The organism is Acinetobacter junii CIP 64.5, from assembly GCF_000368765.1.
GTDB classification, from domain to species: Bacteria; Pseudomonadota; Gammaproteobacteria; order Pseudomonadales; family Moraxellaceae; genus Acinetobacter; species Acinetobacter junii.
This window is the reverse complement of record NZ_KB849654.1, coordinates 266250-292089: the sequence shown is the minus strand read 5'-3', so window position 1 is coordinate 292089 and position 25840 is coordinate 266250. Positions and strand designations below refer to the sequence as shown.

General features: G+C 38.5%; 27 protein-coding genes and 1 pseudogene. 7 read left to right on the top strand and 21 right to left on the bottom strand.

Annotated features, from left to right (window positions below; genetic code table 11):
• The 8 genes and pseudogenes from tolA to F948_RS02885 all read right to left on the bottom strand — a co-directional run.
• On the bottom strand, positions 1 to 680 hold a 680-nt coding region (gene tolA, locus F948_RS02925), incomplete at its 3' end, for a cell envelope integrity protein TolA (RefSeq protein WP_004959811.1).
• 3 nt (positions 681 to 683) lie between these two features.
• Positions 684 to 1136 (bottom strand): protein TolR, encoded by a 453-nt coding sequence (gene tolR, locus F948_RS02920; RefSeq protein ID WP_004913571.1) that lies wholly within the window; start codon positions 1134 to 1136, stop codon positions 684 to 686.
• The gene (tolQ, locus tag F948_RS02915) at positions 1136 to 1834 is read right to left on the bottom strand and encodes a protein TolQ (RefSeq protein WP_004913568.1); all 699 of its coding nucleotides are present in this window, start codon (positions 1832 to 1834) and stop codon (positions 1136 to 1138) included. The genes tolR and tolQ overlap by 1 nt, the downstream gene beginning before the upstream one ends.
• A gap of 24 nt (positions 1835 to 1858) precedes the next feature.
• Positions 1859 to 2266 carry a tol-pal system-associated acyl-CoA thioesterase gene (gene ybgC / locus F948_RS02910; RefSeq protein ID WP_004913566.1) on the bottom strand — a complete coding sequence of 136 codons (408 nt, stop codon included), beginning with the start codon at positions 2264 to 2266 and terminating at the stop codon, positions 1859 to 1861.
• A 150-nt stretch (positions 2267 to 2416) separates the two neighbouring features.
• Positions 2417 to 3313 (bottom strand): annotated as a pseudogene (locus tag F948_RS15885) (hypothetical protein).
• A 95-nt stretch (positions 3314 to 3408) separates the two neighbouring features.
• Positions 3409 to 4404: a Holliday junction branch migration DNA helicase RuvB gene (gene ruvB / locus F948_RS02895; protein ID WP_004952988.1), complete on the bottom strand. Its 996-nt coding sequence runs from the start codon at positions 4402 to 4404 to the stop codon at positions 3409 to 3411.
• A gap of 4 nt (positions 4405 to 4408) precedes the next feature.
• Complete coding sequence (ruvA, locus tag F948_RS02890; RefSeq protein WP_004959802.1) at positions 4409 to 5014, bottom strand: Holliday junction branch migration protein RuvA; 606 nt, start codon at positions 5012 to 5014, stop codon at positions 4409 to 4411.
• A gap of 73 nt (positions 5015 to 5087) precedes the next feature.
• Positions 5088 to 6428 (bottom strand): deoxyguanosinetriphosphate triphosphohydrolase, encoded by a 1341-nt coding sequence (locus F948_RS02885; protein WP_004913557.1) that lies wholly within the window; start codon positions 6426 to 6428, stop codon positions 5088 to 5090.
• A 376-nt stretch (positions 6429 to 6804) separates the two neighbouring features.
• Here F948_RS02885 and purL point away from each other — a divergent pair, with 376 nt between their 5' ends.
• Positions 6805 to 10635, top strand: a complete 3831-nt coding sequence (purL, locus tag F948_RS02880) for a phosphoribosylformylglycinamidine synthase (RefSeq protein ID WP_004959798.1) — start codon at positions 6805 to 6807, stop codon at positions 10633 to 10635.
• Between the two features lie 78 nt (positions 10636 to 10713).
• A complete protein-coding gene (locus F948_RS02875) occupies positions 10714 to 11937 on the top strand; it encodes a multidrug effflux MFS transporter (RefSeq protein WP_004959797.1) in 1224 nt (407 codons plus the stop codon).
• Between the two features lie 93 nt (positions 11938 to 12030).
• Here the strand turns inward: F948_RS02875 and F948_RS02870 are convergent, their stop codons facing one another.
• A complete protein-coding gene (locus F948_RS02870; protein ID WP_004959794.1) occupies positions 12031 to 12594 on the bottom strand; it encodes a prolyl hydroxylase family protein in 564 nt (187 codons plus the stop codon).
• 214 nt (positions 12595 to 12808) lie between these two features.
• Here F948_RS02870 and F948_RS02865 point away from each other — a divergent pair, with 214 nt between their 5' ends.
• From F948_RS02865 to F948_RS02860, 3 genes are all read left to right on the top strand, one after another.
• A complete protein-coding gene (locus tag F948_RS02865; RefSeq protein ID WP_080632267.1) occupies positions 12809 to 13837 on the top strand; it encodes an IS701 family transposase in 1029 nt (342 codons plus the stop codon).
• 78 nt (positions 13838 to 13915) lie between these two features.
• A complete protein-coding gene (locus F948_RS16775; protein ID WP_004959789.1) occupies positions 13916 to 14047 on the top strand; it encodes a KGW motif small protein in 132 nt (43 codons plus the stop codon).
• Positions 14048 to 14107: 60 nt separating this feature from the next.
• Positions 14108 to 14422, top strand: a complete 315-nt coding sequence (locus F948_RS02860; protein ID WP_026057439.1) for a YqfO family protein — start codon at positions 14108 to 14110, stop codon at positions 14420 to 14422.
• Here the strand turns inward: F948_RS02860 and F948_RS02855 are convergent, their stop codons facing one another.
• A complete protein-coding gene (locus tag F948_RS02855) occupies positions 14423 to 15184 on the bottom strand; it encodes a nitroreductase family protein (protein ID WP_004959784.1) in 762 nt (253 codons plus the stop codon).
• A 101-nt stretch (positions 15185 to 15285) separates the two neighbouring features.
• Entirely contained in the window at positions 15286 to 16086 is an 801-nt protein-coding gene (locus F948_RS02850) for an enoyl-CoA hydratase-related protein (RefSeq protein ID WP_004757674.1), read from the bottom strand.
• A gap of 109 nt (positions 16087 to 16195) precedes the next feature.
• On the opposite strand from F948_RS02850, the gene F948_RS02845 reads away from it, so the two are divergent.
• Positions 16196 to 16771 (top strand): nicotinate-nicotinamide nucleotide adenylyltransferase, encoded by a 576-nt coding sequence (locus F948_RS02845; RefSeq protein ID WP_004959777.1) that lies wholly within the window; start codon positions 16196 to 16198, stop codon positions 16769 to 16771.
• On the opposite strand, the gene F948_RS02840 is transcribed toward F948_RS02845, so the two are convergent.
• The 8 genes from F948_RS02840 to dapD all read right to left on the bottom strand — a co-directional run bounded on the left by F948_RS02840 (position 16768) and on the right by dapD (position 22616).
• Positions 16768 to 17679: a LysR family transcriptional regulator gene (locus F948_RS02840; RefSeq protein WP_004959775.1), complete on the bottom strand. Its 912-nt coding sequence runs from the start codon at positions 17677 to 17679 to the stop codon at positions 16768 to 16770. The genes F948_RS02845 and F948_RS02840 overlap by 4 nt on opposite strands.
• Before the next feature lie 177 nt (positions 17680 to 17856).
• A complete protein-coding gene (locus F948_RS02835) occupies positions 17857 to 18420 on the bottom strand; it encodes a CAP domain-containing protein (protein ID WP_004959771.1) in 564 nt (187 codons plus the stop codon).
• A gap of 115 nt (positions 18421 to 18535) precedes the next feature.
• Positions 18536 to 18997: a peroxiredoxin gene (locus F948_RS02830; RefSeq protein ID WP_004913517.1), complete on the bottom strand. Its 462-nt coding sequence runs from the start codon at positions 18995 to 18997 to the stop codon at positions 18536 to 18538.
• A gap of 20 nt (positions 18998 to 19017) precedes the next feature.
• A complete protein-coding gene (locus F948_RS02825) occupies positions 19018 to 19704 on the bottom strand; it encodes a Dph6-related ATP pyrophosphatase (protein WP_004959770.1) in 687 nt (228 codons plus the stop codon).
• A 90-nt stretch (positions 19705 to 19794) separates the two neighbouring features.
• On the bottom strand, positions 19795 to 20211 hold the full coding sequence (locus F948_RS02820) for a hypothetical protein (protein ID WP_004913510.1): 417 nt from the start codon (positions 20209 to 20211) through the stop codon (positions 19795 to 19797).
• Positions 20212 to 20241: 30 nt separating this feature from the next.
• Positions 20242 to 20910: a 7-cyano-7-deazaguanine synthase QueC gene (gene queC / locus F948_RS02815; protein ID WP_017397575.1), complete on the bottom strand. Its 669-nt coding sequence runs from the start codon at positions 20908 to 20910 to the stop codon at positions 20242 to 20244.
• A gap of 70 nt (positions 20911 to 20980) precedes the next feature.
• On the bottom strand, positions 20981 to 21691 hold the full coding sequence (gene queE / locus F948_RS02810; RefSeq protein WP_004913505.1) for a 7-carboxy-7-deazaguanine synthase QueE: 711 nt from the start codon (positions 21689 to 21691) through the stop codon (positions 20981 to 20983).
• Positions 21692 to 21794: 103 nt separating this feature from the next.
• Positions 21795 to 22616 carry a 2,3,4,5-tetrahydropyridine-2,6-dicarboxylate N-succinyltransferase gene (gene dapD / locus F948_RS02805; protein ID WP_004913502.1) on the bottom strand — a complete coding sequence of 274 codons (822 nt, stop codon included), beginning with the start codon at positions 22614 to 22616 and terminating at the stop codon, positions 21795 to 21797.
• Positions 22617 to 22906: 290 nt separating this feature from the next.
• Between dapD and carO the strand changes: the two genes are divergently transcribed.
• Positions 22907 to 23662 (top strand): ornithine uptake porin CarO type 5, encoded by a 756-nt coding sequence (gene carO / locus F948_RS02800; protein WP_004959764.1) that lies wholly within the window; start codon positions 22907 to 22909, stop codon positions 23660 to 23662.
• 105 nt (positions 23663 to 23767) lie between these two features.
• Here carO and F948_RS02795 read toward each other — a convergent pair whose 3' ends face one another.
• A complete protein-coding gene (locus F948_RS02795; RefSeq protein ID WP_004959761.1) occupies positions 23768 to 24691 on the bottom strand; it encodes a CysB family HTH-type transcriptional regulator in 924 nt (307 codons plus the stop codon).
• 76 nt (positions 24692 to 24767) lie between these two features.
• Positions 24768 to 25838: a sulfate/molybdate ABC transporter ATP-binding protein gene (locus tag F948_RS02790; protein ID WP_004959757.1), complete on the bottom strand. Its 1071-nt coding sequence runs from the start codon at positions 25836 to 25838 to the stop codon at positions 24768 to 24770.
• Positions 25839 to 25840 lie beyond the last annotated feature (2 nt).

Below are 25840 nucleotides of genomic sequence, written 5' to 3'. Positions count from 1 at the left end.
GCATCTGCTTCGGCTTTACGTTTAGCATCTGCCTCCGCTTTTGCTTTGGCGACGGCATCCGCTTTACGTTTAGCATCTTGTTCTGCTTTTAACTTAGCTGCATTATCAGCTTTGGTTTTAGCAGCCAAATCTGCTTTACGTTGAGCTTCTTGTTCAGCTTTTTTTGCAACTGCTTCAGCCTGACGTTTTTCTTCAGCACGTTGTTTTTGTTCCTCAGCTTTTGCATCTTGCTCAGCTTGACGTTTTTCCTGTATAGCTTTGGCTTTAGCTATCTCATCAATTTGACGTTTTTGTTCTTTAGCAGCTTCTTCACTCTTACGTTTTTGTTCAGCTAATTTCGCCTGCTGTGCTTGCTCTTGTTTCTGCTTCTCAGAAGCAAGTTGTTGAGCGGTAGGTGTTGGAGGCGTAACAGGAATATTTTCAGGTTGAGTATTATCAACAATTGGACTTAATATCTCATTAGCTTGGTTTTCAGCTGTTGTTTCCTGTTCAACCTCTTTAGCTAAGGGTGGTTGAAAGTCTTCAGGTTTTACTAAGACAGTCGTCAGTTTCTTAGGAGGTTCAGGCGATTTACTTAAACCTAAAAAGAGTAAGCCTACAATAGCAATCGCATGAACTCCAAATGTGAAGCCAAGTGCGATAGCGTTTTGCTTAAATGGTGGCTCGTGAATATTTTTCATAACTTATTTTAAAGGCTCTGTCAGTAAACCCACTTGTGTTAAACCTGCTTCTTGTAGGCTTGCCATCAGTGATACAACTTCACCATAAGGGCGTGATTTTTCACCATTCACGAGAACAGTGAGTTGTTTATTATCTTGCTCGGCTTGTTGTTGTGCCTTCGCTAAAACAGTTTCAAGTTGTTCGAGCGTTAGTGGTTCACTGTCTTTGTAATCTTCATACTGCAAATAAATATTGCCATCTTTACCAATCGTCACCATCGCTGGCATATCTTTAGATTCAATTGGATGATTATTGGCTTGTGGTAAATCAACTTTTATACCACTGGTAATCATCGGTGCAGTTACCATGAAAATGACCAATAACACTAACATTACATCAATATAAGGGACGACATTCATGTCACTTTTAAGTGGTTTTTTGATGCGCTCGAAACGTCCAGATCGCTGAATTGCCATTATGCATCTTCCTGTGTCGTTCCAATTGATTGACGTTGTAGAAGTGCAATCATTTCCTCAGCAAATAGGGCGCGGTCAGAATAGATACTTTCGCCTTTAGCGGTAAAATGGTTAAACGCAAGTACAGCAGGAATTGCTGCAAATAAACCGATAGCAGTTGCGATTAGTGCTTCGGCAATACCTGGTGCAACCGTAGCTAATGTAACTTGATCAACTGCTGCTAAACCGATGAATGCGTTCATAATCCCCCAAACAGTTCCGAACAAACCGATATAAGGAGCAACTGAGCCGATACTAGCTAAAGATCCAAGACCAACTTCTAAGCCACCTTGATCTCTACTTAAACCTACACGAAGAATACGCTCTGTACCTTCAATCGTTTGTGTAGTATCAGCTTTGCGCTTCTGTAATTTTAAAAACTCACCTAAGCCCTGATAGAAAATATCTTCGAGACCACGACGCTTTGAGTTCAATTGGGCATTGTTATACAGCGTATTTAATTCGGCACCTGACCAAAACATTTTTTGAAAATGCTCGTCATCTTGTTCTGCTTTTTTGAAACCCATATGCAATTTTGCAATCAAATACCAGCTATAAATAGAAGCGAGTAATAAGATCAGCATCACCAATTGTACGACAGGGCTTGCTTGTAAAATCAGGTCAGAGATATGCAGAGAAGATTCTAAATTTGTTGCCATAAGTTAAGTGCCGAAAGTTTATTTTTAGTCCTGTGCTAATTCTTTTTGAATCAGATCACGAATTTCGTCAGGAAGTCGACGTGGCATCATGTCTTTATTCAAACATGCCAACGTAACCTCACCTGAAGCCAGCAAGATTTCACCACGATAAATATTTTGTTGCAACACAAAAGATGCGGCTTTACACGAAATAACACGTGCTGTAACGGTAATTAAATCATCCATTAATATTGGACGTACATATTTCACCTGAATTTGGTGAACCACAAAGTTGTAATCCTCTTGGTGCCAATAATGATCAACGCCAGCTGCTCTTAGCCATTCTGTTCGAGTACGCTCCATATAGCGGATATGATTAGCATGATAGACGATACCGCCTGCATCTGTATCTTCAATATAAACGCGAATGTTGAATTCAAAATGATTTGCCATTTCTTTTACCTATTGGTTTCGTACTGGGAGCGATGAAGGAATGATATGTTCTCGATGAGACTAAGGAAATAGTAATAAATAACATATTCTTGATGCGCATAAAAAAAGCCCTAACATGTAGGGCTTGATCGAAAAGACAATTATTTAAAGTCAATTGAGTTCATCCCATTCAACTGTTTTAGGGAATCCTGTTACTGTTATGCCATCTGCATATGCACTGATTAAAGCCTTGTAATTGCTCGTGTTTGAAATCTTAATTGTATTTTTTATATTGTTAGTGTCTTCAATCATAATTTCAGCAAAATTAGGATAGAAAGCTATTTTATCTGTATCATTTTCAAATCTGACATCACTTTTGAAATTGACTGAGAAAAATTTACTTTCAAGAGTACCTTGAATATTTCCTAGTGCAGTAAGCATAAGATTATTCACATTGAGTTGATAATTATTAATCATCAACTGTTGTGTTTTTTTGGTTTCATCATCAAATACACTTAGTACCATTTCTTTGATTTGATATTGAGTAGATGATCGGGTGTATTTACTGACAAAGTTACCATTGAAAGTAATACTCGAATCACTTGGTGGAATGATTTTGAAGTTCTTTAATGAGGTTTCGTAGCGTACAGAATCTGTCGATAATACTTCTTTGCTATTTACCGATCCAGAAATGGCATAAATTCGTAGTTGGACAATATCGCCGAGTTCATTTTTTAATGAGTCATCAAATTCACAGTTGTTAAATGTAATACTCTTATCGCTATTTTTTGTAAATGAGCCTTTAGAACATTTAAAGTTATTACCAGCATAAATGCCATAATAAATATTTCTGCAAACTCAGTGCCAATCAATGCAATATTGTCATTCTCTTGAGATAAACTAATGATTGGTTCATAAATCGACTCAATAGATTCTGCTTTGGTGTAGTCTATTTTTTTCTTTACTTTGGATGGATGTTCCATTACTACTACCATCACTTCCATCCCCACAAGCTGTTAGTAATATTATGCTGCTATAAAATATTGTTGTGAAAAATTTATTTTTCATTTTAACCCTTAATAAAATAATGAAGTAAGTAGAATAATCTGTATATTATTTTAATTACTTCACTATAGAAAGTATTTTATTAAAGGAAATTGATATTATTCAGGTGGGGTCATACCAAATTGCAAATAAGCCATATTCGTTGCTATACGCCCGCGAGCAGTGCGCATAACATAACCTTGTTGGATTAAGTAAGGTTCAATAACATCCTCTAGTGTTCCGCTATCTTCAGCCATTGCGGCTGCTAATGCTTCAACACCAGTAGGTCTGCCTTCAAATCGTTCAAGCAACATACTGATATAACGACGATCTAAAGTATCTAAACCTGCTTTATCGACATTTAGCATGTCTAGAGCACGTTGAGCCATTTCTTGAGTTACTTCACCTGTGCCTTTCACTTGAGCGTAATCGCGTACACGGCGTAATAGTCGATTGGCGATACGTGGAGTACCTCGGGCACGTCTTGCAATTTCAGTTGAACCTTCTCTAGTAATTGGAACATCCATGAGGTTTGCTGAACGCGTTACAATATGCGTAAGATCTTCAACAGAGTAAAACTCCAGACGTTGCACAATTCCAAAACGATCACGTAGTGGTGAAGTGAGTAGACCTGCACGTGTTGTTGCTGCGACTAATGTAAATGGTGGTAAATCTAGTTTAATAGAGCGAGCTGCTGGACCCTCACCAATCATGATATCCAGTTGATAATCTTCCATCGCTGGATATAGGATTTCTTCAATCACTGGCGAAAGACGATGGATTTCATCAATGAATAAAACATCACCTTCTTCTAAGTTGGTCAGCATTGCAGCTAAATCACCAGCCCGCTCTAATACAGGACCAGACGTAGACTTTAGATTTCCACCCATTTCGCGAGCAATAATGTTGGCGAGCGTGGTTTTACCTAAACCTGGGGGTCCAAAAATTAGCGTATGATCCAGTGCTTCACCACGCCCACGAGCAGCACCAATGAAAATTTCCATTTGCTCGCGAACCACGGGCTGACCAATATAGTCAGCAAGTGATGTCGGACGAATTGCACGATCAAAATGATCTTCAGGTTTTTCAATTCCACTAATGAGGCGATCTTGCATAATATTACTTCATCATCGATTTAAGAGCTGCGCGGATAATATCGGCAGATTCTGTATAGTCAGCCTTGACAGCTGCCACAGCTTTTTGTGCTTCAATAGGTTTATAGCCAAGCGATTGTAAAGCAGCCTCAGCCTCAGCAACAGGTGAGTTTGACATGAATTGAATTTGAGAGGTGGTTGTTTGTGAAGTGCTTTTCGCTGACTGTGAAAGTGCTTTGAAACGATCACGTAATTCAATCATTAAACGTTCAGCCGTTTTTTTACCAACCCCAGGCACTTTAATCAGTGTATTGATATCATCGTGTTCAATGGTGTGAATTAATAATTCAACACTTAACGTAGATAAAATCCCTAATGCCATTTTTGGTCCTACACCGTTTACTTTGAGTAGGGTGCGGAAAATAATTTTTTCTTGTGCTTCACTGAAGCCATATAATTGTTGAGCATCTTCACGAACGACTAAATGCGTCCATAACGTTACTTTTTGTCCTTTTTGTAATTGGCAAAATGTTGAAAGCGGTGTATCGATTTCATAACCAACCCCATTTACATTAAGTAATACAGTAGGGGCTTCTAAGGCAAACACTTCGCCAATTAAACATCCGATCATAGAAAATTTTTCACTATTTATTTGAAAAGATTTAAACCAAAGTCATTTAAGAAAATAGAGTTTGCATATTCTTTTAAAAGAAGCCAACTTTATTCCCTTGTAGCTCTTGCGCCAAGCTATAAGCCTGATGGTCTGAGAACTTACTAATAATATCTAAGACTTGCATAATATTATTGTAATGGTTGTTTTGAAAATTTGCGCCTGAATGTTGCAAAATCGACATCAAACGTTGTTCTTTAAAGCTTAATGTTTTATGCGGCATGGTCAAAGGCACAAAAGCATCTAAAATAGTCTGTAAGCTTTGATGCGCAATAATTTCTAAACCGGATTTTTGAGGATGTTCAAAAATACGATCACGTGCAAGATTTTTCGCAGTTTGAATCCCTGCTTCAATATCAGGTGAGCAATATTGTAAAAGGCTACCTTTGAGTTGACCTGTGATGATTTCATAGTGGTGTTTTGCAAAAGCCGTCGTGACTTCATCGACTAATCGTTTCATTACACGACCACGCAAGGCTGCAATTTTTTGTTGCCAAGTGGTATGCGGTAAATGCAGCTCTTCAGGAAGACCAAAATCTGCGATCAAGTTGAGGAAGATAGGTTCAACTTCTTCATAACTCAACATATTAAGAATGATGCCATCTTCTAAATCAATCAGTGCATAACAAATATCATCAGCAGCTTCTAATAAATAAGTTAGAGGGTGACGACAATAGTGATATTCACCCAGTTTAATTAAACCAAGCTGTTCAGCAAGCTGTTTTAAGATTTCCTTTTCTGATTGATAGCAACCAAATTTTGCTCTTTGATGGGATGGGGTATCGCCTTGTTGGTCGATGGTTTTTGATAACCAAGGATATTTTAAATAGGCACCCAGTGTTGCGCAGGTCAGACGCATACCACCATCATCAGGATGGTAGTCAATACGACTCAGTAAACGAAGACCTTGCGCATTACCTTCAAATTGACGAACGTCTGCTTCTTCTTCGGGAGTGAGTTTGGTCAGAAAGTCACGATGTGAGGCATCATCAAACCATTCACGTATCGCATATTCACCTGCATGACCAAAAGGGGGATTGCCAATATCGTGAGCTAAACATGCCGCTTGAATAATCGCACCGACATCAGCAGGTGAAATCCACATAGGTAATTCATCTTTGATCTTTTCTGCGGCGAGCATACCAAGCGAGCGACCAATACAAGATACTTCGAGTGAATGAGTCAATCGAGTATGAATACCATCGTGCTGAGTCAATGGGTGAACTTGAGTTTTTCTATTCAGTTGTCGAAAACTTTGGGAAAATATAATTCTATCGTAATCTTTATGAAACGGGCTTCTAGCCAATTCGGTGCTACTTTTTTTACTACCTAAGCGAATTGCAGAGAGCAATTCCAACCAACGCATTTGTTCCATTTATCATTATTCAAACTGACTTTAATTCATCATGCCAAAAAAAAGATTAAAGCACTAGAGTAGTGCGACATAAGTTGTCATGTAAGTGTAAAGCACTCTGATTTTTCTATTGATAGTATTGGTTTTTATACTATTGGAATAAAGAGGTCGTGAAAATGAGAGATGGGAAATGCGTACATCAGAACAAACTAAACGAATTGTTACGAATATACTAAACCCATAAAGCGATAAGAAATTAAGTGATTTGGGATAGAAAACTCTGATTTTTAAGATGGATATGTCTAGCTGAAAGAAGGCTTTCACAGTAGAATATGCGCTCTCTCATAAGTCACATTGTGGTAGGTTGGTTAGACCCGCCCGTGGAGCCAAAGTCAACATGTTTATCGTGGCCGGTGCATCAGCACATTCTTCTTTTAAGAAAGCTCAACTCTTAAACCGTTTAGCGTCAATGAGTTCTGTTCAATCTTTTGACAGCCAGTGGGTTTATTTGTTTGATCAAGCGCTCAACGAGCAGCAGCATCAATCGGCATTACAACTTTTAAACGATGGTCAATCTTTCGAACTTCGCCAAGCTGCAAGTGATGAAATCCAGATTTTAGTCACACCGCGAGTAGGGACAATTTCGCCGTGGTCATCTAAAGCAACCGATATTTTCCAAAACTGTAATACTCCAATTCACCGTTTAGAGCGTGGTCTGCTGTTTACACTGAAAGGTGTGAAAGAGATTTCGAATGAAGTGAAATTGGCATTACATGACCGTATGACAGAGAGTGTTTTTGCTCAAATTGATGATGCAAAAGCTTTATTTTCAGAAACAGCACCGAAGCCATTGAACTCAATTGATATTTTGAGCCAAGGTAAAGAAGCATTAGTTAAAGCGAATAATGAGTTCGGCTTTGCTTTATCTGAGCAAGAAATTGATTACTTAACCGAAGCATTTACTAAGCTGGGTCGTAATCCAAATGACATCGAGTTAATGATGTTTGCTCAGGCGAACTCTGAACACTGTCGTCATAAAATCTTTGGTTCTGAATGGACAATTGATGGTGAAAAACAACCATTATCATTGTTCCAAATGATTAAGAATACCTATAAAGAATCTCCAACAGATGTATTGTCGGCGTATAAAGACAATGCCTCTGTGATCGTGGGTTATGACACGATGCGTTTTTATCCAAAAGCGGATGAAAATGGTCACTTTGTTTATAAATATAAGAGCCAAGCCGCTCATATTTTAATGAAGGTTGAAACGCATAACCACCCAACAGCAATTTCTCCATTTGCTGGTGCTGCAACTGGTTCAGGCGGTGAAATCCGTGATGAAGGTGCAACAGGTCGTGGTGGTAAACCAAAAGCAGGTTTAACAGGCTTTACGGTTTCTAACTTGAATATCCCTGGTTTCGAACAGCCTTGGGAAGAAAACTACGGTAAGCCTTCACGTATGGCATCGCCATTACAAATCATGATTGAAGGTCCATTGGGTGGTGCGGCGTTTAACAACGAGTTTGGTCGTCCTGCATTAAATGGTTATTTCCGTACCTTCGAACAGAATGTGAATGGTGAAGTTAAAGGCTTCCATAAACCAATTATGATCGCTGGTGGTTACGGTAACATTCGTCCTGACCACGTTGAAAAAGATGCGATTCAACCAGGTGACTTGCTCATTGTATTGGGTGGTCCTGCCATGTTAATCGGTCTTGGTGGTGGTGCTGCATCATCTGTAGACAGCGGTACTATGGGTGAGAGCTTAGACTTTGCTTCAGTACAACGTGAAAACCCAGAAATGGAACGCCGTTGCCAAGAAGTCATTGATACATGCTGGCGCTTAGAAGACTTTAACCCAATCGTGTCTATACATGACGTGGGTGCGGGTGGTCTATCCAATGCGATGCCTGAACTAGTGAATGATCACGAGTTAGGTGCTGTATTGAACCTGCGTAAGATTCCATCTTTAGAGCCAGGCATGAGCCCGATGGAAATCTGGTCAAATGAAGCGCAAGAACGTTATGTGTTAGCGATTCGTCCAGAATCTTTAGAACAGTTTGAAGAAATTTGTGCACGTGAGCGTTGTCCGTTTGCAGTACTTGGTGAAGCGACTGAAGCACGTCATCTGACTGTTGAAGATCCGTTATTTGAAAACAATGCAGTCGATATCCCAATGCAAGTCATGTTGGGTGGTACACCACGTATGCAACGTTCATATGAAACGATTGAACGTAAAGGTAACGACTTTGATGCATCAAAAGTTGATTTGAAAGATGCGATTTTCCGCGTATTGAAGAATCCAACAGTTGCGTCTAAATCATTCCTGATCACAATTGGTGACCGCTCGATTACAGGTATGGTTGCCCGTGATCAAATGGTTGGCCGTTGGCAGGTTCCTGTTGCAGATGCAGCAGTAACGACGACAAGCTTGCAAGGCTTTACAGGTGAAGCTATGGCGATGGGTGAGCGCCCACCAGTTGCTTTGTTAAATCCTGCTGCATCTGCACGTTTAGCGGTTGCGGAAGCAATTACCAATATTGCCTGTGCCAACATCGAACAAATCAGCGATATCAAGCTTTCTGCCAACTGGATGGCTGCGGCGGGTCAAAAAGGTGAAGATCAAGCCTTGTTTGAAGGTGTGAAAGCGATTGGTATGGAAATGTGTCCTGCATTGGGTATCGCTATTCCTGTCGGTAAAGACTCACTTTCAATGCGTACCACTTGGAATGATGGTGAAGATAAAGCCGTAACTTCTCCAATGACAGGCGTAATCACTGCGTTTGCACCTGTTTTAGATGTACGTAAAACATTAACACCTGAACTGAAGAACTTAGCAGACTCAGTACTTGTACGTATCGATTTATCTAAAGGTCAATTCCGTTTAGGTGGTTCGATCCTTGCGCAAGTATATAAAGCAATCGGTTCTGTTACCCCTGATGTTGATAGTTTTGATGACTTCAAAGCATTCTTTGCCTTGATTCAAGACTGGAACAATCGTGGCGTGATCAAAGCTTACCATGACATTGGTGATGGTGGTCTATTGGCGACTGTTGCTGAAATGATGTTCGCATCGCGTTTAGGTGTTGCTCTAGAAAATCAATCAACTGAAAGCTTATTTGCTGAAGAAATTGGTGCAGTACTTCAAATTACGGCTGCTGATTGGGCGCAGTTAGAAGTTGAAGTTGCAGCATCTAGCTTGAAAGATACAATTGCTGTTGTTGGTCGTGTGAATACAACTGATCAATTGGTTGTAAATGGTTTAACGCTTGAGCGTGCTGAATTACAACAAGCTTGGGCTGAAGTTTCACATCAGATCCAACGTTTACGTGACAACGTTGAAACAGCTGATCAAGAATTTGCTTTAATTGCAGATAAGAACCACAAAGGTTTAATTGCACAACCAACATATGACTTAAATGAGCCAGTTGAAGCGCCGTTTATCAATACACGTCGTCCAAATATGGCAATTTTGCGTGAGCAAGGTGTAAATGGTCATGTGGAAATGGCGGCAGCCTTTGACAAAGTAGGCTTCAATACTATCGACGTACACATGAGTGATTTACTTGCAGGCCGTGTGAGCTTAAGCGACTTTGAAGGTTTAGTGGCATGTGGCGGCTTCTCATACGGTGACGTGATGGGTGCTGGTGGTGGCTGGGCGAAATCAGTATTGTTCAATGCGAAACTACGTGATCAGTTCGAACAATTCTTCCATCGTGAAAATACATTCAGCTTAGGCGTATGTAACGGCTGTCAAATGATGTCACAACTTGCTCCGCTGATTCCTGGTGCAGAGCATTGGGGACGTTTCCACCGTAACATGTCAGAAGTATTTGAAGCGCGTGCAGTGAATGTTCGTGTAGAGAAATCTGTTTCTGTGTTGCTTGAAGATATGCAAGGTTCGATTTTACCAATCGCAGTTGCGCATGGTGAAGGTCGTTTAGTTGCGACAGAACAACAACTTGCCACTTTAAATGCAGAGAACCAAGTCATCTTGCGTTATGTAGATAGTTTGGGTAATCCAACTCAGCACTATCCATTGAACCCGAATGGTTCACCTGAGGCGATTACAGGACAAACTTCTAAAGATGGTCGTGCAACAGTAATGATGCCACACCCAGAGCGTAACTTCCGTGCTTTACAACATTCTTGGAAGCCTGAAGATTGGGCTGAAGATGGTGCTTGGTTGCGTATGTTCCGCAATGCACGTAAGTTCATTGGTTAATATGAAATAAAAAATAAGCCACCGTAAGGTGGCTTATTTCATTCAAGTATAAAAATGAATATTGATGGAGAATAACAAATGAAATCAAAAATCCATTTCCACGAATTTGCTCTGTTGATGGCATTATTAATGTCGATCGTTTCTTTTTCGATTGATGCGGTATTACCTGCTTTAGGTGAAATCGGAAAAGTTTTTATTTTACAAAATGATAATCAGGCACAGTGGGTCATCATTACGATTTTCTCTGGTATGACTTTGGGGCAATTGATTGCAGGTCCATTGTCGGATGCGATTGGACGCAAACGGATTTTATTTACAGGCATTCTCATTTACTTTCTAGGAAGCTTGTTGTGTTATTCCACACAAAGTTTTGAATGGTTTTTAGTTGGGCGATTTATTCAAGGAATAGGGGTGTCTGGCCCTTATGTAGCTTCTATTTCCATTGTGAGAGACAAATATAGTGGTGCCCAAATGGCACGTATCATGTCTTTGATCATGATGGTATTTATGGTTGCTCCAGCTGTTGCACCAAGTTTAGGGCAATTGATTATTCATTTCTTTGGATGGCGAGATATTTTTGTCTTATATATGGTTTACGCAACCATCGTTGGATTATGGGTTGCTTTACGTTTAGAAGAAACCTTAGTTCCAGAAAATCGGTTACCTATGCGTATACAAGCATTTAAAGATGGCTTTAAGGAAGTGGTGAGTAATAAAACCACGATGAGTTATCTGTTGTGTGCTGGCTTTTGTTTTGGTGGGTTTATTGGTTATTTAGGAACTTCACAACAAATTTTTATGCAGCAATTTGGTAAAACAGGCGCAGAGTTTAGTGCTTATTTTGCTGTGTTAGCAGGTGTGATGGGGATTGCTTCATTTACTAACTCTAAAATCGTAATGAAGTTTGGTATGCGTCCAATCTGTATTTATGGTTTTTTGGGTTTATGTTTAATTTCTTTGATATTCCTGATTATTCAGCTTGTTGGCGTTCAGATTTCTTTTTGGATGTTTATGTTGTATGCATGCATTCTATTTTTATTGTTTGGAACTTTATTTGGTAATTTAAATGCAATTGCTATGGAGCCGATGGGGCATGTCGCAAGAATGGCTTCAGCGATTATTGGTGCATCATCTTCTGTATTGTCTTTAATTCTGGCTTCGATTATTGGACAGTTATATAACGGGACATTAGTTCCAATGACCAGTGGTTTTGTGATTTTATGTGGTTTAGCTTTTGCGATGACAATATATGAGAAGCGATATTTAACAAATAAAAAGGTGATGGCATGCAATAAAAAATAAGCTGGTTTGAAGAAAACAATAAATATAGGTATTTTGATTCGTTGAGATAAAAGCCATTATGAAATGGCTTTTATTTAGATCAGCTTATTGGATTTAAGAATCCTGATGTTTTAAGAGCATCGGATGTTTATACATTACATCGGTACGTAGTACGTATTTCTGACCTGAAAGCACAGGTGCTCCCTCATGTAACTGTTGATGCTCAAATACTAATATCTGCCCAAGTTTGGGTTGAACACTCGCGATTTGAGTTTCCTTACATGGTTTCAGCATACCACTATCACGGTAAAAAATTGTTTCTCCACCCGTAAAATCTTCGCTGAGGTAGATCAATAAAGTCAGTTTGCTACTGTGCCAATCGTTTACTTCATAAATTCCATCCCAATGTGGCTTAAACGTTTCACCATTTTCATAACGATAAAAACGGAAACGTTCATTTAAGCCACTTAATATCCAGCCATTCAATTGTTCAGGCAGTAAATGTTTAAGTTTGGAAAATAGTGTTTCGGCAAGCTGAATATCATCATAAATCACTCGTTTATTATTTCTGACATTGGTAAGAACTTGACGAGCTGAGTTTAGGAATATATCTGCTGTTTCATAATGATATTGATTACTAAGTTCGATGAATGAAAGACATTCTTGATCTGAGAACACATCATCTACAGTAAAAATTAAAGGTGAGTTCTGATGTGTTTGTTGTTTTTCTTGTTGTAGAAAAAGAGTTTGCTTGGAAGTTATCCCATTTTGATGACCTATAGCATTTTGAGTTGGAATTGGTTATTTTATCATCATAACTAGTTTAATTAATATTATAGGACTTACGCATTGACGGATTCAAAAAAGTACTAAAATACTTTATAAAGTATCTGTGATCAGACGAATTAAACATGCTTCTACAGCAACTTGTACTCTACCCATTTATATGGGCTTTCTCATGACAGAACCGAACTCTATTAGCTGCACACAACTTGCCGAGACTTATAATATCTCGCATGATAGTGTAAATCGCTTTCTAGAGCGTGAAGATTACACACCTCACGACCTATATCAAGAATCAATTCAACATATTAATAATAACAAACTTATAGTCAGTATTGATGATACTGTTTTAGATAAACCATATAGTCAACATATGGACTTAGTTAGTTATTTTTGGTCAGGCAAACACCACCGATCCGTCAAGGGTATTAATCTCATTACCTTGTATGCGACAGATCAAAATGGTCAAAATATTCCAATTAATTTCCGAATTTATGACAAATCTGAAAGTAAAACCAAGAATGATTACTTTATGGATATGTTAAGTGAAGTACTCAGTTGGGGTGCAAAGATTCAATTTATTACAGGTGATAGTTGGTATTCATCGACTGGAAATTTAAAAACCATAAGAAAATATGGTATTCGATTTATGTTTGGTATCGACTGTAACCGTAAGGTTTCCCCAGAAAAAGGACAATGGTTTCAACTGCGTTTATTGCCAGATTTCCATCAGGGTCAAGTAGTCTGGCTCAAAGATTTTGGCTTTGTACAATTATTTAAGACTCAGTTAAAAGAACAGCAGAGGTTTTATATTGTGCATCAAGATGAAGATGATTTATTGTCCTTTGAGGGTTTTCATGAATTACATTCAAGTCATTGGAAAATAGAGCAATATCACCGGGTGATTAAACAGGTTTGTCATATTGAAAAGTTTCAAGTAAGACGATCTAAACTGATTTTGAATCATATTTTTTCAGCCTTGATGGCCTACGTTGAGATACAAAAGAACCAGTTTGAGCGGATCTTTGAAAATATATATCGTTGGCAGAAGAAATTATTTAGACCAATGATCAAAAACTTCATTGATGACTTTATTCTCGATAAAAATCATCTGCTACCACAGAGAATCTATAAATAATAGTGCGTAAGTCCTATATTATTTAAAATGGTTCAATTTTTGCATTCTCAATAATGATCATAAGAATCGGAGAACAACATGATGAAAAATGCAAATCACATGAGAACAATCCATAGCAAAGATAAAGGTTGGTTTTGGTTTGGCTTAACGGTTGCTATCCAAGTTGTATTCATAGTTGTTAGTTACCTCGTTATGAATATTTCGCTTTGATATTTCATTGTTTTTAAGCTTATGATTGATGATCAGCAAGAGTTCAACATCATTAAGAATATGCTAAAACTTATTTATTATGTACCTGAATCACACCTTGAATTAACCAAAAAAGCTATCTTTGAAGCTGGTGCAGGTGGTATTGGCAATTATGAGCATTGTGCTTGGCAAGTGAAAGGAATAGGGCAGTTTAAGCCTGTTAAAGGTGCAAATCCGTTTTTAGGGCAATTAGACGAACTAGAGCAGCTTGAGGAATGGCGTATAGAAACTATTGTGCCTGAAGAAAAAGCCAGTGTTGTGGCAAAAGCATTAAAGGCAAGCCATCCTTATGAAGAGCCTGCCTTTGAGTTTATGCAAATATTAGATATTGAATAATTATACTTTTTGAATAAATAAATTACGATCAAAACGATATTGCGGGAAGAACACACCATCTGTAGCCCGTTCACCTGCACCAATCACCATCACAGGATATTGTTGATCATTTAGCTTTAAAATTTTACGAACCAAAGGTTCATCAAAACCTTCCATCATACAACTATCAAAACCATAAGCGCGTAAAGCCAATACAAGGTTTTCACAGGCTAAAGCTGTGGTTTTAGTTGCCCATAATTTGGCATCGGCAGGGTTAAATGCAGTCACAGGAAGTTGTTTATCAAGTGTACGGGCTACTTTAAATGCAACTTTTTTGAAGTTACCTAAGGCATTGAAATAACCTGTTTTATAGTTGTAGGGAATAAAGCGGTAATACTTTTGAACCGCTGGTGGTGCTTCGGGAAATGGAAACTCGGTGATATTTAGTTTTGCCATCTCATCAACACGATCTGTTCTAGCGACACATACAATTAATTCGGATGCAGTTTTAGCAGCAAGTTGTCCTAAACACGCTTTAACCAGTTGTTTTTTCTTGCTTGGATTTTGCACCACATAGAATGTCCAAGGCTGTAAGTTTGATGAGTTGGGTGCAAGCAGTGCCAAATCTAAACATTCATCTAAAATCTCACTTGGAATCGGTTTATCCGTGAACTTACGTACTGAACGACGGCTTTCAATGACTTTCCGGAAATTGGCAACATCAATATCTTGAGGGGCAGGTTCGTAGTAGCGTTTTTTTTCGGTTTGATTTTGCTCAGACATGAGAATAAATGTTCCTATAAGTTTGTTGTTAATATTGGGACGTTAAATAAAAAAACCACCCAGTCTTGACTAAATGGTTTGTATAAAAACAGTGAAATGTATTAATTGAACTGTGAGAAGTCAGGCTTACGTTTTTGCATAAATGCTTGTACAGCTTCCATCATTTCAGGTGAGCGTACACGCTGCATAAAGATTTCAGCTTCTTCGTCGACGCAAGCAATAATTTCAGCTAAGTCTTTTTTCATTAGCGCTTTACTTTGTTTTAGAGATGCTAAAGGTAATGCTGCTAAATGTTGAGCGGTTTGTTGAGCGGTTGCATAGGCATCTTCAACAACGTCATTTACAAGATTTGCTTTTACTGCTGTTGCTGCATCAAACTTCTTCGCTGTGAATAATAATTCAGCCGCTTTCTGATAGCCTGCTTGTTTGACCAATAAACGGCTCGCAGCACCTTCAGGAGAAAGACCTAAACTTACGAATGGAATTTGGAATAGGGCAGTATTGTCTGCAAATACGATGTCAGCATGCAATAAGATTGTTACACCAATACCAATTGCAACACCTTTCACTGCGATAATAAGTGGCTTAGAAAAACGAGCCGCGGCTTTTAATAATACAAATGGAGGTTGATCACCCGCTTTGCCTTCATATGGCTTTTGCATAAAGCCCATGAAGTCTTTCATATCATTACCCGCAGTAAAATCTTGTTCTGCACCACGGAAAATCACAACACGTACATCTTTATTTGTATCAGCTTCATCTAATGCTTTTGCAATCCAAAGATAAAGTTCACCGTAAAGTGCATTTTTGGCTTCTGAACGGTTAATGGCTAAGGTGAGTACGCCATCTTCTAAATTTGCTTGCAAATGTTGATGAGGTTGTTGAATACAGCTAAGTGTCATCGTACTATCCTTGCTTTAATCCAGATTGATTTTTAAAGTGCTCTCATTATGTCGCATATTTGCGTTACATAGTGCAACTGATGAGTTCACAAAAAGTGAAATTACGCCTATGTACACATTTGACTATCTTGTTTTTATTGGACGCTTTCAGCCTTTTCATTTGGCACATCTACAAACCATTGAAATTGCGTTACAGCAAAGTCAGAACGTTATATTGGCATTAGGTTCAGCACAATCAGAACGGAATATCAAAAATCCATTTTTAGCCCATGAACGTGAGCAAATGATTCTGTCTAACTTTTCAGAAGATGATCAGAAGCGGATTCATTTCGTGCATGTGGTTGATGTGTATAACGATGAAAAATGGGTTAAACAAGTCAAAACATTGGTCAATCAAGTGGTTCAGCCAAATGCAAAAGTAGGTTTGATTGGTCATTTCAAAGATGAATCTTCATATTATTTAGCTTTATTCCCAGAATGGGAAATGGTTGAGTTGGATAGTTTAAAGGATTCTATTTCAGCTACGCCTATGCGAGAAGCCTATTATCGAGGTGAGATTCAAACTGAATTTTTCCCTAAAGGCACGATTGAATTTCTGACTGAATTTAAAAATACAAAAGTCTATGCGGAATTGCAGCGTAAATATCTTGCGGGTGATAAAAGTAATTTGGATGAATGTTTTTAAGATTTTAGTTCTTTAAGCAGAAAATCGATGAAAACACGAATATGGAAAGATTCGTATTTTTTTGATGGATAAAGTAAAGAAAATGGGCGTGAAGTGCCTGAAAATTCGCTAAGTACTTCAATCAAATCTCCATTCTTAAGCTCTTTTTCTACAATGAAACGATAGGTTTGTAATAAACCAGCGCTATGTTTTGCCAGTGTTACCGTACCTAAAATATCATCTAAGCAACGAATATTTCCTGCACTTTGATACTCAATCAACTGTTGATTCGAGTTAAATAGCCATGGAACGTTTTTCCCTGTACTGGGAAGAACAAACTGAATACATTGATGATGCTGTAAATCTTCAAGGCTTTGCGGTGTTCCGAATTGTTTTAAATACTCAGGCGATGCCACTACAATCAGTTCAGCCTGTTCTAGTTGCCGTGCAATCAAATTTGAATCAGCAAATTGTCGTCCACGAATCGCCAGATCATATCCTTCTGCTATAAAGTCCACATTTTTATTGGTTAGTTGAACATCTACTTGGATGCTTGGATATTGCTGTGAAAACTTTGCTAATAACGGGAGGATGCGATAGTGTCCATAAGGTGTCGGAACACTGATACGAATTAAACCAGAGGGTTGCTGTGTTTGATTTTTTAGTTGTTGTTCTGCTTCTAAAATTTGATTCAGCGCTTGTTTACATTCATCAAAATAGATTTTCCCTTGTGTAGTTAAACGGACTTGTCGAGTCGTTCTTACAAACAATGGAGTCGCTAAATGCTTCTCTAATCGAGCAATGGAGCGACTGACCGCTGCTGGACTCACACCTGCATGTAAGGCTGCCTTAGAAAAGCTTTCATATTCTGCTACTAAGCAAAACAATTCGACGCTACTAAACATCATCCGTTTTAGAGGGTGATTCATTCATTACACCATGTAAAAAATGATTTGAGTTGTAAGCTATTTAAGCATATAAAAGTAAACAATAAGATGATTCCCATATCTTGTATGGAGTTATTTTTATGAAAATGATTGTGCTAATTTAATGTCAAAGACACGAAAAATAGGAATGATCGAGCCATTTTGCATAGGTATTTCCTGTTAACGAATTCCGAATTGTTGTGCCCAGTATGGCTTTTGTTTTTCAGTGGAGTCAAAGGTACATGCCACGGCATAGTCTGTAAATTTAGGATTCATTATATTGGCACAATGCATGGGGCTGTTTAGCCAAGTCGTTAATACTTCATTCAAGTTTTTCTGCCCACGTGCAACATTCTCACCGCCGCCGCGTCCTTTAAACTGATAAAGTTTCAAGCGAGCTTTGAGGTCTAAACCGCCCTGACTACGATGCCCTAAAAAATTATATTGAGCCATATCTATGGCATGAGCATAAGCACTTCTAGCCAAATGTTCATTCCATACTAAGGGTGATGTTGCTGAAAAATGTCGTTGTCCACATTGACGCGCTTGTTGCCGAATGTCGTTAATCGACTGCAAGATGGTTTGTTGATAAGCTGGGTTTTGTAAGTCTTCACAGCGTATTTCGGTTGATAATTTCTGAACTTGAGAGATTGAAGTAGAATTTTCTTGTGAATGTGTTGGGGTGCTGATACTGCATCCAGAAATAAACAACGGAAATAAAATTAAAACTTGGATCGATTTCATTTTTTAAGATTTAGGTTCGTTATTTTAATCGTTTAATGATACGTTATTTTAGTTTAGGGCTACAATTTAACTGTAAAAAAGCGAGTATAAACTCGCTTTTTTGAAGGCAAGCAAATTAAGCAGATTGTAAAACTTTTAAATCTTCCAATACTTGTTCAGCATGTCCTGCAGCTTTAACTTTACGATAGCTTTTCACCAATTGCTTATTGTGAAAAATAAAGGTTGAACGTTCGATGCCCATGACTTGTTTGCCATACATATTTTTTTCTTTAATGACATCAAAATGTTTACATAAGATTTCTTGTCGATCACTAATCAAATTGAAATTAAGTGATTGCTTTTCAGTGAAGTTCTGGTGAGATTTAACAGAATCACGTGAGACACCAATAATTTGACAGTTTAAAGCTGCAAACTGATCTTTTAAACATGAAAAACCGATCGCCTGAGTTGTACAGCCAGGTGTGGAATCTTTAGGGTAAAAATATAAAACTAACCATTCACTTTCGATTTGTGTCAGGTTAAGTTCACCTTCAGTTGTCGGGAAGCTTTGATCAGGTAATTGAATATTCTCAGACATGTCTCATCCTTCAATAAAGGTTATGGTTGATCTAGTTCAAGTGGTAAAAATGCATATTCTTCATGATAAACAATTTCACCATGGCGTATAGGAATTGCTTTGTTAAAAATGGGACCATTGATCACTGTGGTGTGAAATTCACCACTTTCGCCACATGGATCAATACCGCGATCTTCCAGTTCTTGGATATATTCCAAATTAAGTGTTTTACCTAAGTCTTCAACGCGCATCCCCAATTTGAGATTGACGGTAACAATAACACTGTGAAAACTAAGTGAAATAAATTCCTCAACGACTTGTTTGTGTGGTCTTAACCAAAGTGGCATGCCTAACTTGAGCCCAACCTGTTGAGTGACTTTATCGTGCCAGCAACCATGCTGTGGCATGTCGAGATCGCCAGTAACGAGTACTTCAGCTCCATGAGCTTTAGCCTGATGAAGTAAATCAATAAACTTACTTTCATAATCAGACCAACTCGATGAAGTCATATAAACAGGTAAACCTATCGCATCAGCTTGAGCACGAATGATATCTAGGGGCATTGCGTGCGAACGTGATCGTTGTCCTTGTTCCTCTAACATCACAATTAAGCCTAACACCGTCCCTTTATGCATAGCATGGTACAAGGCGAGAGAGCTATCTTTGCCTCCACTGAATGAAACAATTGATCGTCGATTTTCAGCATTGGTTTTCCATTGATCGTGCATGAATTTAGTCAATTTCTTTAGGTGATTCAAATATTAACAGAACTAAAAAAAGCCTGCATAAATGCAGGCTTTAATCTGAACAATACAAGCTTACTTTTTAGGAGCTTGTTGCTGAGCAGCTTTCATTGCTTCTTCAGTTAATTTTTCTAACTTAGATACTAAAGGGGCGCCTAAGCAAGCTTGTAAATCTTTATTTTGCTGTTGGACAAACGCTAAAGAACTAGGGCTTTTCTTTGCATTAATTGCGCTTTGAATTTCCCATTTTTGTGCTTCAGTTACTTTACCTTGTGCATCAATTTGGCAACTACAGAATTTACTTACTTCAGCAGAAGTTAGTTTTCCACCTTTAGCTGTTTGATCTTTACATACGTTGACTAATGCAGATTTTACATTGGTACTTTTATATGCTGCTTGTAATGGATTATCAGCTGCATGAGATGCTGTAGCAAAGAGAGCCGCAGCTGACATCATTGTTGAAAGAATAATATTTGATTTAGAAAACTTCATATAATGTACCTAATTTTTACCTTATATCGTTTATTCCGCATAGCGCGTAGGATCCGCGACACCTGCTTCGATAAAACCTTGCTGACGTAAACGACAACTGTCGCATTTGCCACATGCACGTCCTTGAGCATCTGCCTGATAGCAGGATACCGTTTGGCTATAGTCTACGCCATGTTCGATGCCTAAGCGTATAATATTCGCTTTGGATAAATGTAACAGAGGTGTTTCAATTTTAAGAGGTTTTCCTTCAACACCAGCTTTTGTTGCAAGTCTTGCAAGATTGGCAAAAGCGTCAATAAATTCTGGGCGACAATCTGGATATCCTGAATAATCAACAGCATTTACACCAATAACAATGGCTTCAGCGTCAAATACCTCGGCTGCTGCAAGAGCATAGGATAGAAAAATTGTGTTACGTGCTGGAACATAAGTTACAGGAATACCTTCTTGTAATTGTTCAGGTACATCAATGTTATGATCTGTAAGCGCGGAACCGCCTAAATTACCCAAATCGATATTAATTACACGATGTTCAACACCTGCTCGTTGTGCAAGTGCCTTAGCTGCATCAAGCTCAGTTGTAGAGCGCTGACCATACATAAAACTTAAAGCGATACAGTCATAGTTTGCTTGTGCCCAAGCGAGACATGTTGTCGAGTCTAAACCGCCAGACAATAATACGATGGCACGAGAACGCATATTATTTTCCATTATTCAACCTAAAATTATTCGTAGATGATTTGCCTCATTTGAGACAGTCACAAGATCATTAGCGACCAGATTCATCATTCCATAACAGCTTATGTAACTGTAATTGGAAGCGAACAGGGAGATGGTCATCTAAAATCCACTGAGCTAAATCACGTGCAAGAGCAGGCAGGGCAACAGCACCTTTTTCTACCGCGAAAGCAGGAGAGAACCATACTGTACTGACTTTATCTTGCAACTGGAAATTTTCCAGTTGTTGTTTAGACCATTCATAGTCGGCACGATTACAGATCACAAATTTAATCTGATCATGCTGTGTCAGATAGTCGAGATTGGTAAGTAAATTACGATGATCTTCATTAGACGTTGGTGTCTTTAGATCTAATACTTTCGAAACACGTGGATCAACTTTAGAAACATCTAAAGCTCCGCTTGTCTCAAGCGAAACGTCAAAACCGAGATCACACAAGCGTTGAAGTAATACAAGACAATTCGGTTGTGCAAGTGGTTCGCCACCAGTGACACATATATAAGGTGTTTTAAACTGGCTTGCTGTTTCAATGATATGTTCAAGTGATTGACGCTCGCCACCTTCAAAAGAGTACGTGGTATCACAATAGCTGCAACGAAGAGGGCAACCAGTTAAACGAATGAAGACAGTGGGTAAGCCAAATGTATTCGCTTCGCCTTGCAAAGAATAAAAAATCTCAGTGATACGCAAACCAGCAGCAGGATCAGAGACAGGAATTGCAGAAGAACGTAAGGAAGTCATAAAGAGTTACCACAAAATCAGCAAGCTATTAAAAAACAAAAATCTCTACGATCAGTGATAATCGTAGAGACGAGGAGCAGTATAAGCTCCGTGGTATTACATCTTAGTCAGCACGTAATAAATCATTTAAACTTGTTTTAGCACGTGTTTTAGCATCAACTTTTTTCACGATGATTGCTGCGTAAAGGCTATAAGTTCCACATTTAGAAGGAAGGCTTCCCGCAACTACAACTGAACCAGCAGGTACGCGACCATAGTGAATTTCGCCAGTTTCACGATCGTAGATCTTAGTCGATTGACCGATGAATACGCCCATAGAGATTACAGAGCCTTCACCAACAATTACGCCTTCTACAATTTCAGAACGTGCGCCGATGAAGCAGTTGTCTTCAATGATCGTTGGGTTTGCTTGTAATGGCTCTAATACACCGCCAATACCTACACCACCAGATAAATGTACATTTTTACCAATTTGCGCACATGAACCAACAGTTGCCCAAGTATCAACCATTGTGCCTTCATCAACATATGCACCGATGTTGACATAAGATGGCATCAAGATCACATTTTTAGCTTGGAAGCTACCACGGCGAGCAACAGCTGGAGGAACTACGCGTACACCTGCTGCTTTAAATTGCTCTTCAGTCCAACCAGAGTATTTAGTTGCAACTTTGTCATAAAACTGTAGATCACAAGCTTCAATAGGCTGGTTGTCATTGAGTTTAAAAGAAAGTAAAACTGCTTTTTTTAACCATTGGTGAACAACCCACTCACCATCAATCTTTTCAGCCACGCGAAGTGTACCGTTGTCTAAACCAGTTAATGCTTCTTCAACGGCTTGACGAATTTCTGTAGGGCAGTCCGTAGCTGAATAATTTGCACGGTCTTCAAATGCTTGCTCAATGATCGTAGAAAGCTGAGACATGATCTTCCTTCATCCAAAAAAATTTTGAAGATTTTACACTAAATTGAACCAAGAAGCTTTGAAAAAAGTCGTTACAATAAAGTGTTTTAAAATTAAGCAATAAAATTGTAATAAATTCGGATTTAATTGTTTTTTATCCATTATTTTGAAATATACAATTATTCTGAATTTGTATCAAAAAATAACAAAAAGTAATCAGTTTCTGTATAAAAAGATATCAATCATTCTTTTAAGATTTTATTACAGTAACAACTATACCTTAGATAAAAGTATTTTTTGAGGAGACTTCAATGAAAGCTTTGCGCGTTATTTTAGCTGCAGGTGCATTAACAGCGATTGCAGGTTCTGCTTTAGCAGCAGATGAACAAGTTGTGAAGGAATCAGGTTCTACGTTTCCTTCATACTTAGATCCAGTTTCAGTTCGTGCTGAAGTGGGTACTACAGGTTATGGTGGTGCAATTTCTTATCGTGTTAATCCATATGTAGGTTTAAGCCTTGGTTACAATGGTGGCGATATTTCATGGTCTGACAATTTGAAAATTGACGGTACCAAATATGATATGGATATGGAGAATAACAACACATATTTAAATGCTGAACTTTATCCATGGGGTGCGAGTCAAAATGCGTTCGCTCGTTCACTTTATGTAGCTGCTGGTGTTGCTTACTTGGATAATGAATATGGTTTGACTAAAAATGTTGGTAGCAATAGTTTAGTAAAAGTGAATGGTGAACGATTCACTACAACTTCTACTCAAAGCGCCAAAATTGATGGTACGATGAACTACGATAATAATATCTCACCATATTTAGGCTTTGGTTTAAATGCACCAGTATATAAAAATATTGGTTTATTTGGTGAGGTAGGTGCTTATTATACAGGCAATCCAACAGTTAGCTTAAAAACATCTGGTGATGATCAAATCATTGGTAGCAATGGTAATACATTAGAAAGTGCTGTTGAAAAAGAGCAACGTAATATTGAAAACAAAAGTAAGTATGAGTGGATGCCAGTGGCTAAAGTGGGTGTGAGCTTTAAGTTCTAATCCCCCAACTCTGCATAAAAAACGAGCTTTGAGCTCGTTTTTTATGCTCATATTTTAGGTAAAAATAAATGGCTAATAGTAGTAAAGTCATTCATTTTGTTTGATTTATTCTTCGGGATAAGCCACTTTTTTAAGTTCTTTGATGTTTGTTTTTGGAGAACATAAAGAAATAAATTCATAACCATAGCCACGTAAAAGATGTCCTTTACGCACAGCAATCCAAGTTGTATTCACTCCAAAAACATCAGTTTTTAATTGTTCTAAGCGATAATCTTTGTCTGTGTCATAAGCGACATCATTGACAATACCCACTCCCATATTGAGTTCAACATAGGTTTTAATGACGTCGGCATCTAAGGCGGACATCACGATATCGGCATGTATATGAGCATCTTCAAATGCCTTATCGATTTTAGAGCGTCCAGTAAAGCCGCCATGATATGTAATCAATGGATATTCGGCTAAGACATCTAAACTAATTTTATCTAACTTAGTCAAAGGGTGGTCTTTAGGCGTAATAATACTGTGGTGCCATTCATAGTAAGGCACGCTTGCTAAGTTTTCCTCTGTGGTGAGAGATTCTGTCGCAATTCCAATATCAGCTTCACCTTGAAGTAGCATTTCAGCGATTTCAACAGGACTTGCTTGTTGTAAAACCAAATGCACTTTAGGAAAAAGCTTCTTAAATTGATTCACAATTGGAGGTAATACATAACGAGCTTGGGTGTGTGTTGTTGCAATCGTTAAAGTACCTTCATCAACTTTATTGAAATCGTCAGCAAGGCGTTTGATATTATCAGCATCAACTAACATGCGCTCGACAATACTCAATAAGGACTGTCCTGGTTCAGTGAGACCAAGCAATCGTTTACCTTTACGCACAAAAAGTTGTACGCCTAATTCATCTTCTAAATCTTTAATATGTTTACTGACACCAGATTGGGAGGTATAAAGTGCCGCTGAAGCTTCAGTTAAATTAAAGTTTTGACGAACTGTTTCTCGAATAATTCTGAGTTGTTGGAAGTTCATAATCATTATTTCCGCATATAGGATGAGGAACGGCTAAAGTTCCATATGGGTAGTTTAGCCGTCATCAAGTATTATTTTAAGCAACTTGCGTCGTTGGGTCTGCAAATAAATGAAGTTGAGCTGCACTAATCCAGACGGTTTGGTTTGGTCTGAATTGATGCAAATTAGCTTCTTCTACACTTAGTAAAATTTCGATAGTACGCCCACTACGATCTTGTAATTCAGCGATCACTCTACCTGCAATCCAGACTTCACGTAAAAAAGTCGCCTGAACAGTATTCGGTTGAGGCTGCGCATGAATATGTAATTCATTTGGTCGAGCAAAAGCGATGACTTTTCCTTGCGGTGCTTGCAAATGATTTGGTAGTTGAATGCGATCATCTCCGATACGAATAATACCGTCATGATGTTCACCTTCAAAACGATTTGCTTGACCTAAGAAATCAAATACAAATGGTGTCGCTGGTTTTTCATAAACTTCACGAGGCGAACCAATTTGTTCTACATCACCTTTATTCATGACAATGATTTGATCAGCAACTTCTAAAGCTTCCTCTTGGTCATGGGTTACAAAGATAGAGGTGATGTGCAATTCATCATGTAGTGTGCGTAACCAACGACGCAGTTCTTTACGAACTTTAGCATCCAAAGCACCAAAAGGTTCATCCAGTAATAAAACACGAGGTTCAACTGCTAGAGCACGTGCTAAAGCGATACGTTGACGTTGACCACCGGATAGTTGTGCAGGGTAACGATCAGCTAAAAAGCCAAGTTGAACTAAATCAAGTAAACGCGTAACTCGTTTTTTAATTTCAGCTTCTGATGGACGTGTTGCACGTGGGCGAACACGTAAACCAAAAGCAATATTGTCATAGACGGTCATGTGGCGAAATAAAGCGTAATGTTGGAAAACGAAACCAACTTGTCGCTCACGTACATGAATGTCAGTTGCATCTTCACCTTCAAGCAATACTTGCCCGCCATCGGCTGATTCTAAACCTGCAATAATTCGCAAAAGTGTTGTTTTTCCGCAGCCCGATGGACCAAGTAAAGCTACTAGCTCGCCCTCTGGAAAATCTAAAGAGATATTTTTAAGCGCGTGGAATGCGCCAAAGTGTTTTTCAATATTTTTAACTTGAATACTCATTT

Coding starts and splice junctions, on each gene's coding strand:
- tolR (WP_004913571.1), bottom strand. CDS start 1,136: ATGGCAATTCAGCGATCTGGACGTTTCGAGCGCATCAAAAAACCACTT.
- tolQ (WP_004913568.1), bottom strand. CDS start 1,834: ATGGCAACAAATTTAGAATCTTCTCTGCATATCTCTGACCTGATTTTA.
- ybgC (WP_004913566.1), bottom strand. CDS start 2,266: ATGGCAAATCATTTTGAATTCAACATTCGCGTTTATATTGAAGATACA.
- ruvB (WP_004952988.1), bottom strand. CDS start 4,404: ATGCAAGATCGCCTCATTAGTGGAATTGAAAAACCTGAAGATCATTTT.
- ruvA (WP_004959802.1), bottom strand. CDS start 5,014: ATGATCGGATGTTTAATTGGCGAAGTGTTTGCCTTAGAAGCCCCTACT.
- F948_RS02885 (WP_004913557.1), bottom strand. CDS start 6,428: ATGGAACAAATGCGTTGGTTGGAATTGCTCTCTGCAATTCGCTTAGGT.
- purL (WP_004959798.1), top strand. CDS start 6,805: ATGTTTATCGTGGCCGGTGCATCAGCACATTCTTCTTTTAAGAAAGCT.
- F948_RS02875 (WP_004959797.1), top strand. CDS start 10,714: ATGAAATCAAAAATCCATTTCCACGAATTTGCTCTGTTGATGGCATTA.
- F948_RS16775 (WP_004959789.1), top strand. CDS start 13,916: ATGATGAAAAATGCAAATCACATGAGAACAATCCATAGCAAAGATAAA.
- F948_RS02860 (WP_026057439.1), top strand. CDS start 14,108: ATGCTAAAACTTATTTATTATGTACCTGAATCACACCTTGAATTAACC.
- F948_RS02855 (WP_004959784.1), bottom strand. CDS start 15,184: ATGTCTGAGCAAAATCAAACCGAAAAAAAACGCTACTACGAACCTGCC.
- F948_RS02850 (WP_004757674.1), bottom strand. CDS start 16,086: ATGACACTTAGCTGTATTCAACAACCTCATCAACATTTGCAAGCAAAT.
- F948_RS02845 (WP_004959777.1), top strand. CDS start 16,196: ATGTACACATTTGACTATCTTGTTTTTATTGGACGCTTTCAGCCTTTT.
- F948_RS02840 (WP_004959775.1), bottom strand. CDS start 17,679: ATGAATCACCCTCTAAAACGGATGATGTTTAGTAGCGTCGAATTGTTT.
- F948_RS02835 (WP_004959771.1), bottom strand. CDS start 18,420: ATGAAATCGATCCAAGTTTTAATTTTATTTCCGTTGTTTATTTCTGGA.
- F948_RS02830 (WP_004913517.1), bottom strand. CDS start 18,997: ATGTCTGAGAATATTCAATTACCTGATCAAAGCTTCCCGACAACTGAA.
- F948_RS02825 (WP_004959770.1), bottom strand. CDS start 19,704: ATGCACGATCAATGGAAAACCAATGCTGAAAATCGACGATCAATTGTT.
- F948_RS02820 (WP_004913510.1), bottom strand. CDS start 20,211: ATGAAGTTTTCTAAATCAAATATTATTCTTTCAACAATGATGTCAGCT.
- queC (WP_017397575.1), bottom strand. CDS start 20,910: ATGCGTTCTCGTGCCATCGTATTATTGTCTGGCGGTTTAGACTCGACA.
- queE (WP_004913505.1), bottom strand. CDS start 21,691: ATGACTTCCTTACGTTCTTCTGCAATTCCTGTCTCTGATCCTGCTGCT.
- dapD (WP_004913502.1), bottom strand. CDS start 22,616: ATGTCTCAGCTTTCTACGATCATTGAGCAAGCATTTGAAGACCGTGCA.
- carO (WP_004959764.1), top strand. CDS start 22,907: ATGAAAGCTTTGCGCGTTATTTTAGCTGCAGGTGCATTAACAGCGATT.
- F948_RS02795 (WP_004959761.1), bottom strand. CDS start 24,691: ATGAACTTCCAACAACTCAGAATTATTCGAGAAACAGTTCGTCAAAAC.
- F948_RS02790 (WP_004959757.1), bottom strand. CDS start 25,838: ATGAGTATTCAAGTTAAAAATATTGAAAAACACTTTGGCGCATTCCAC.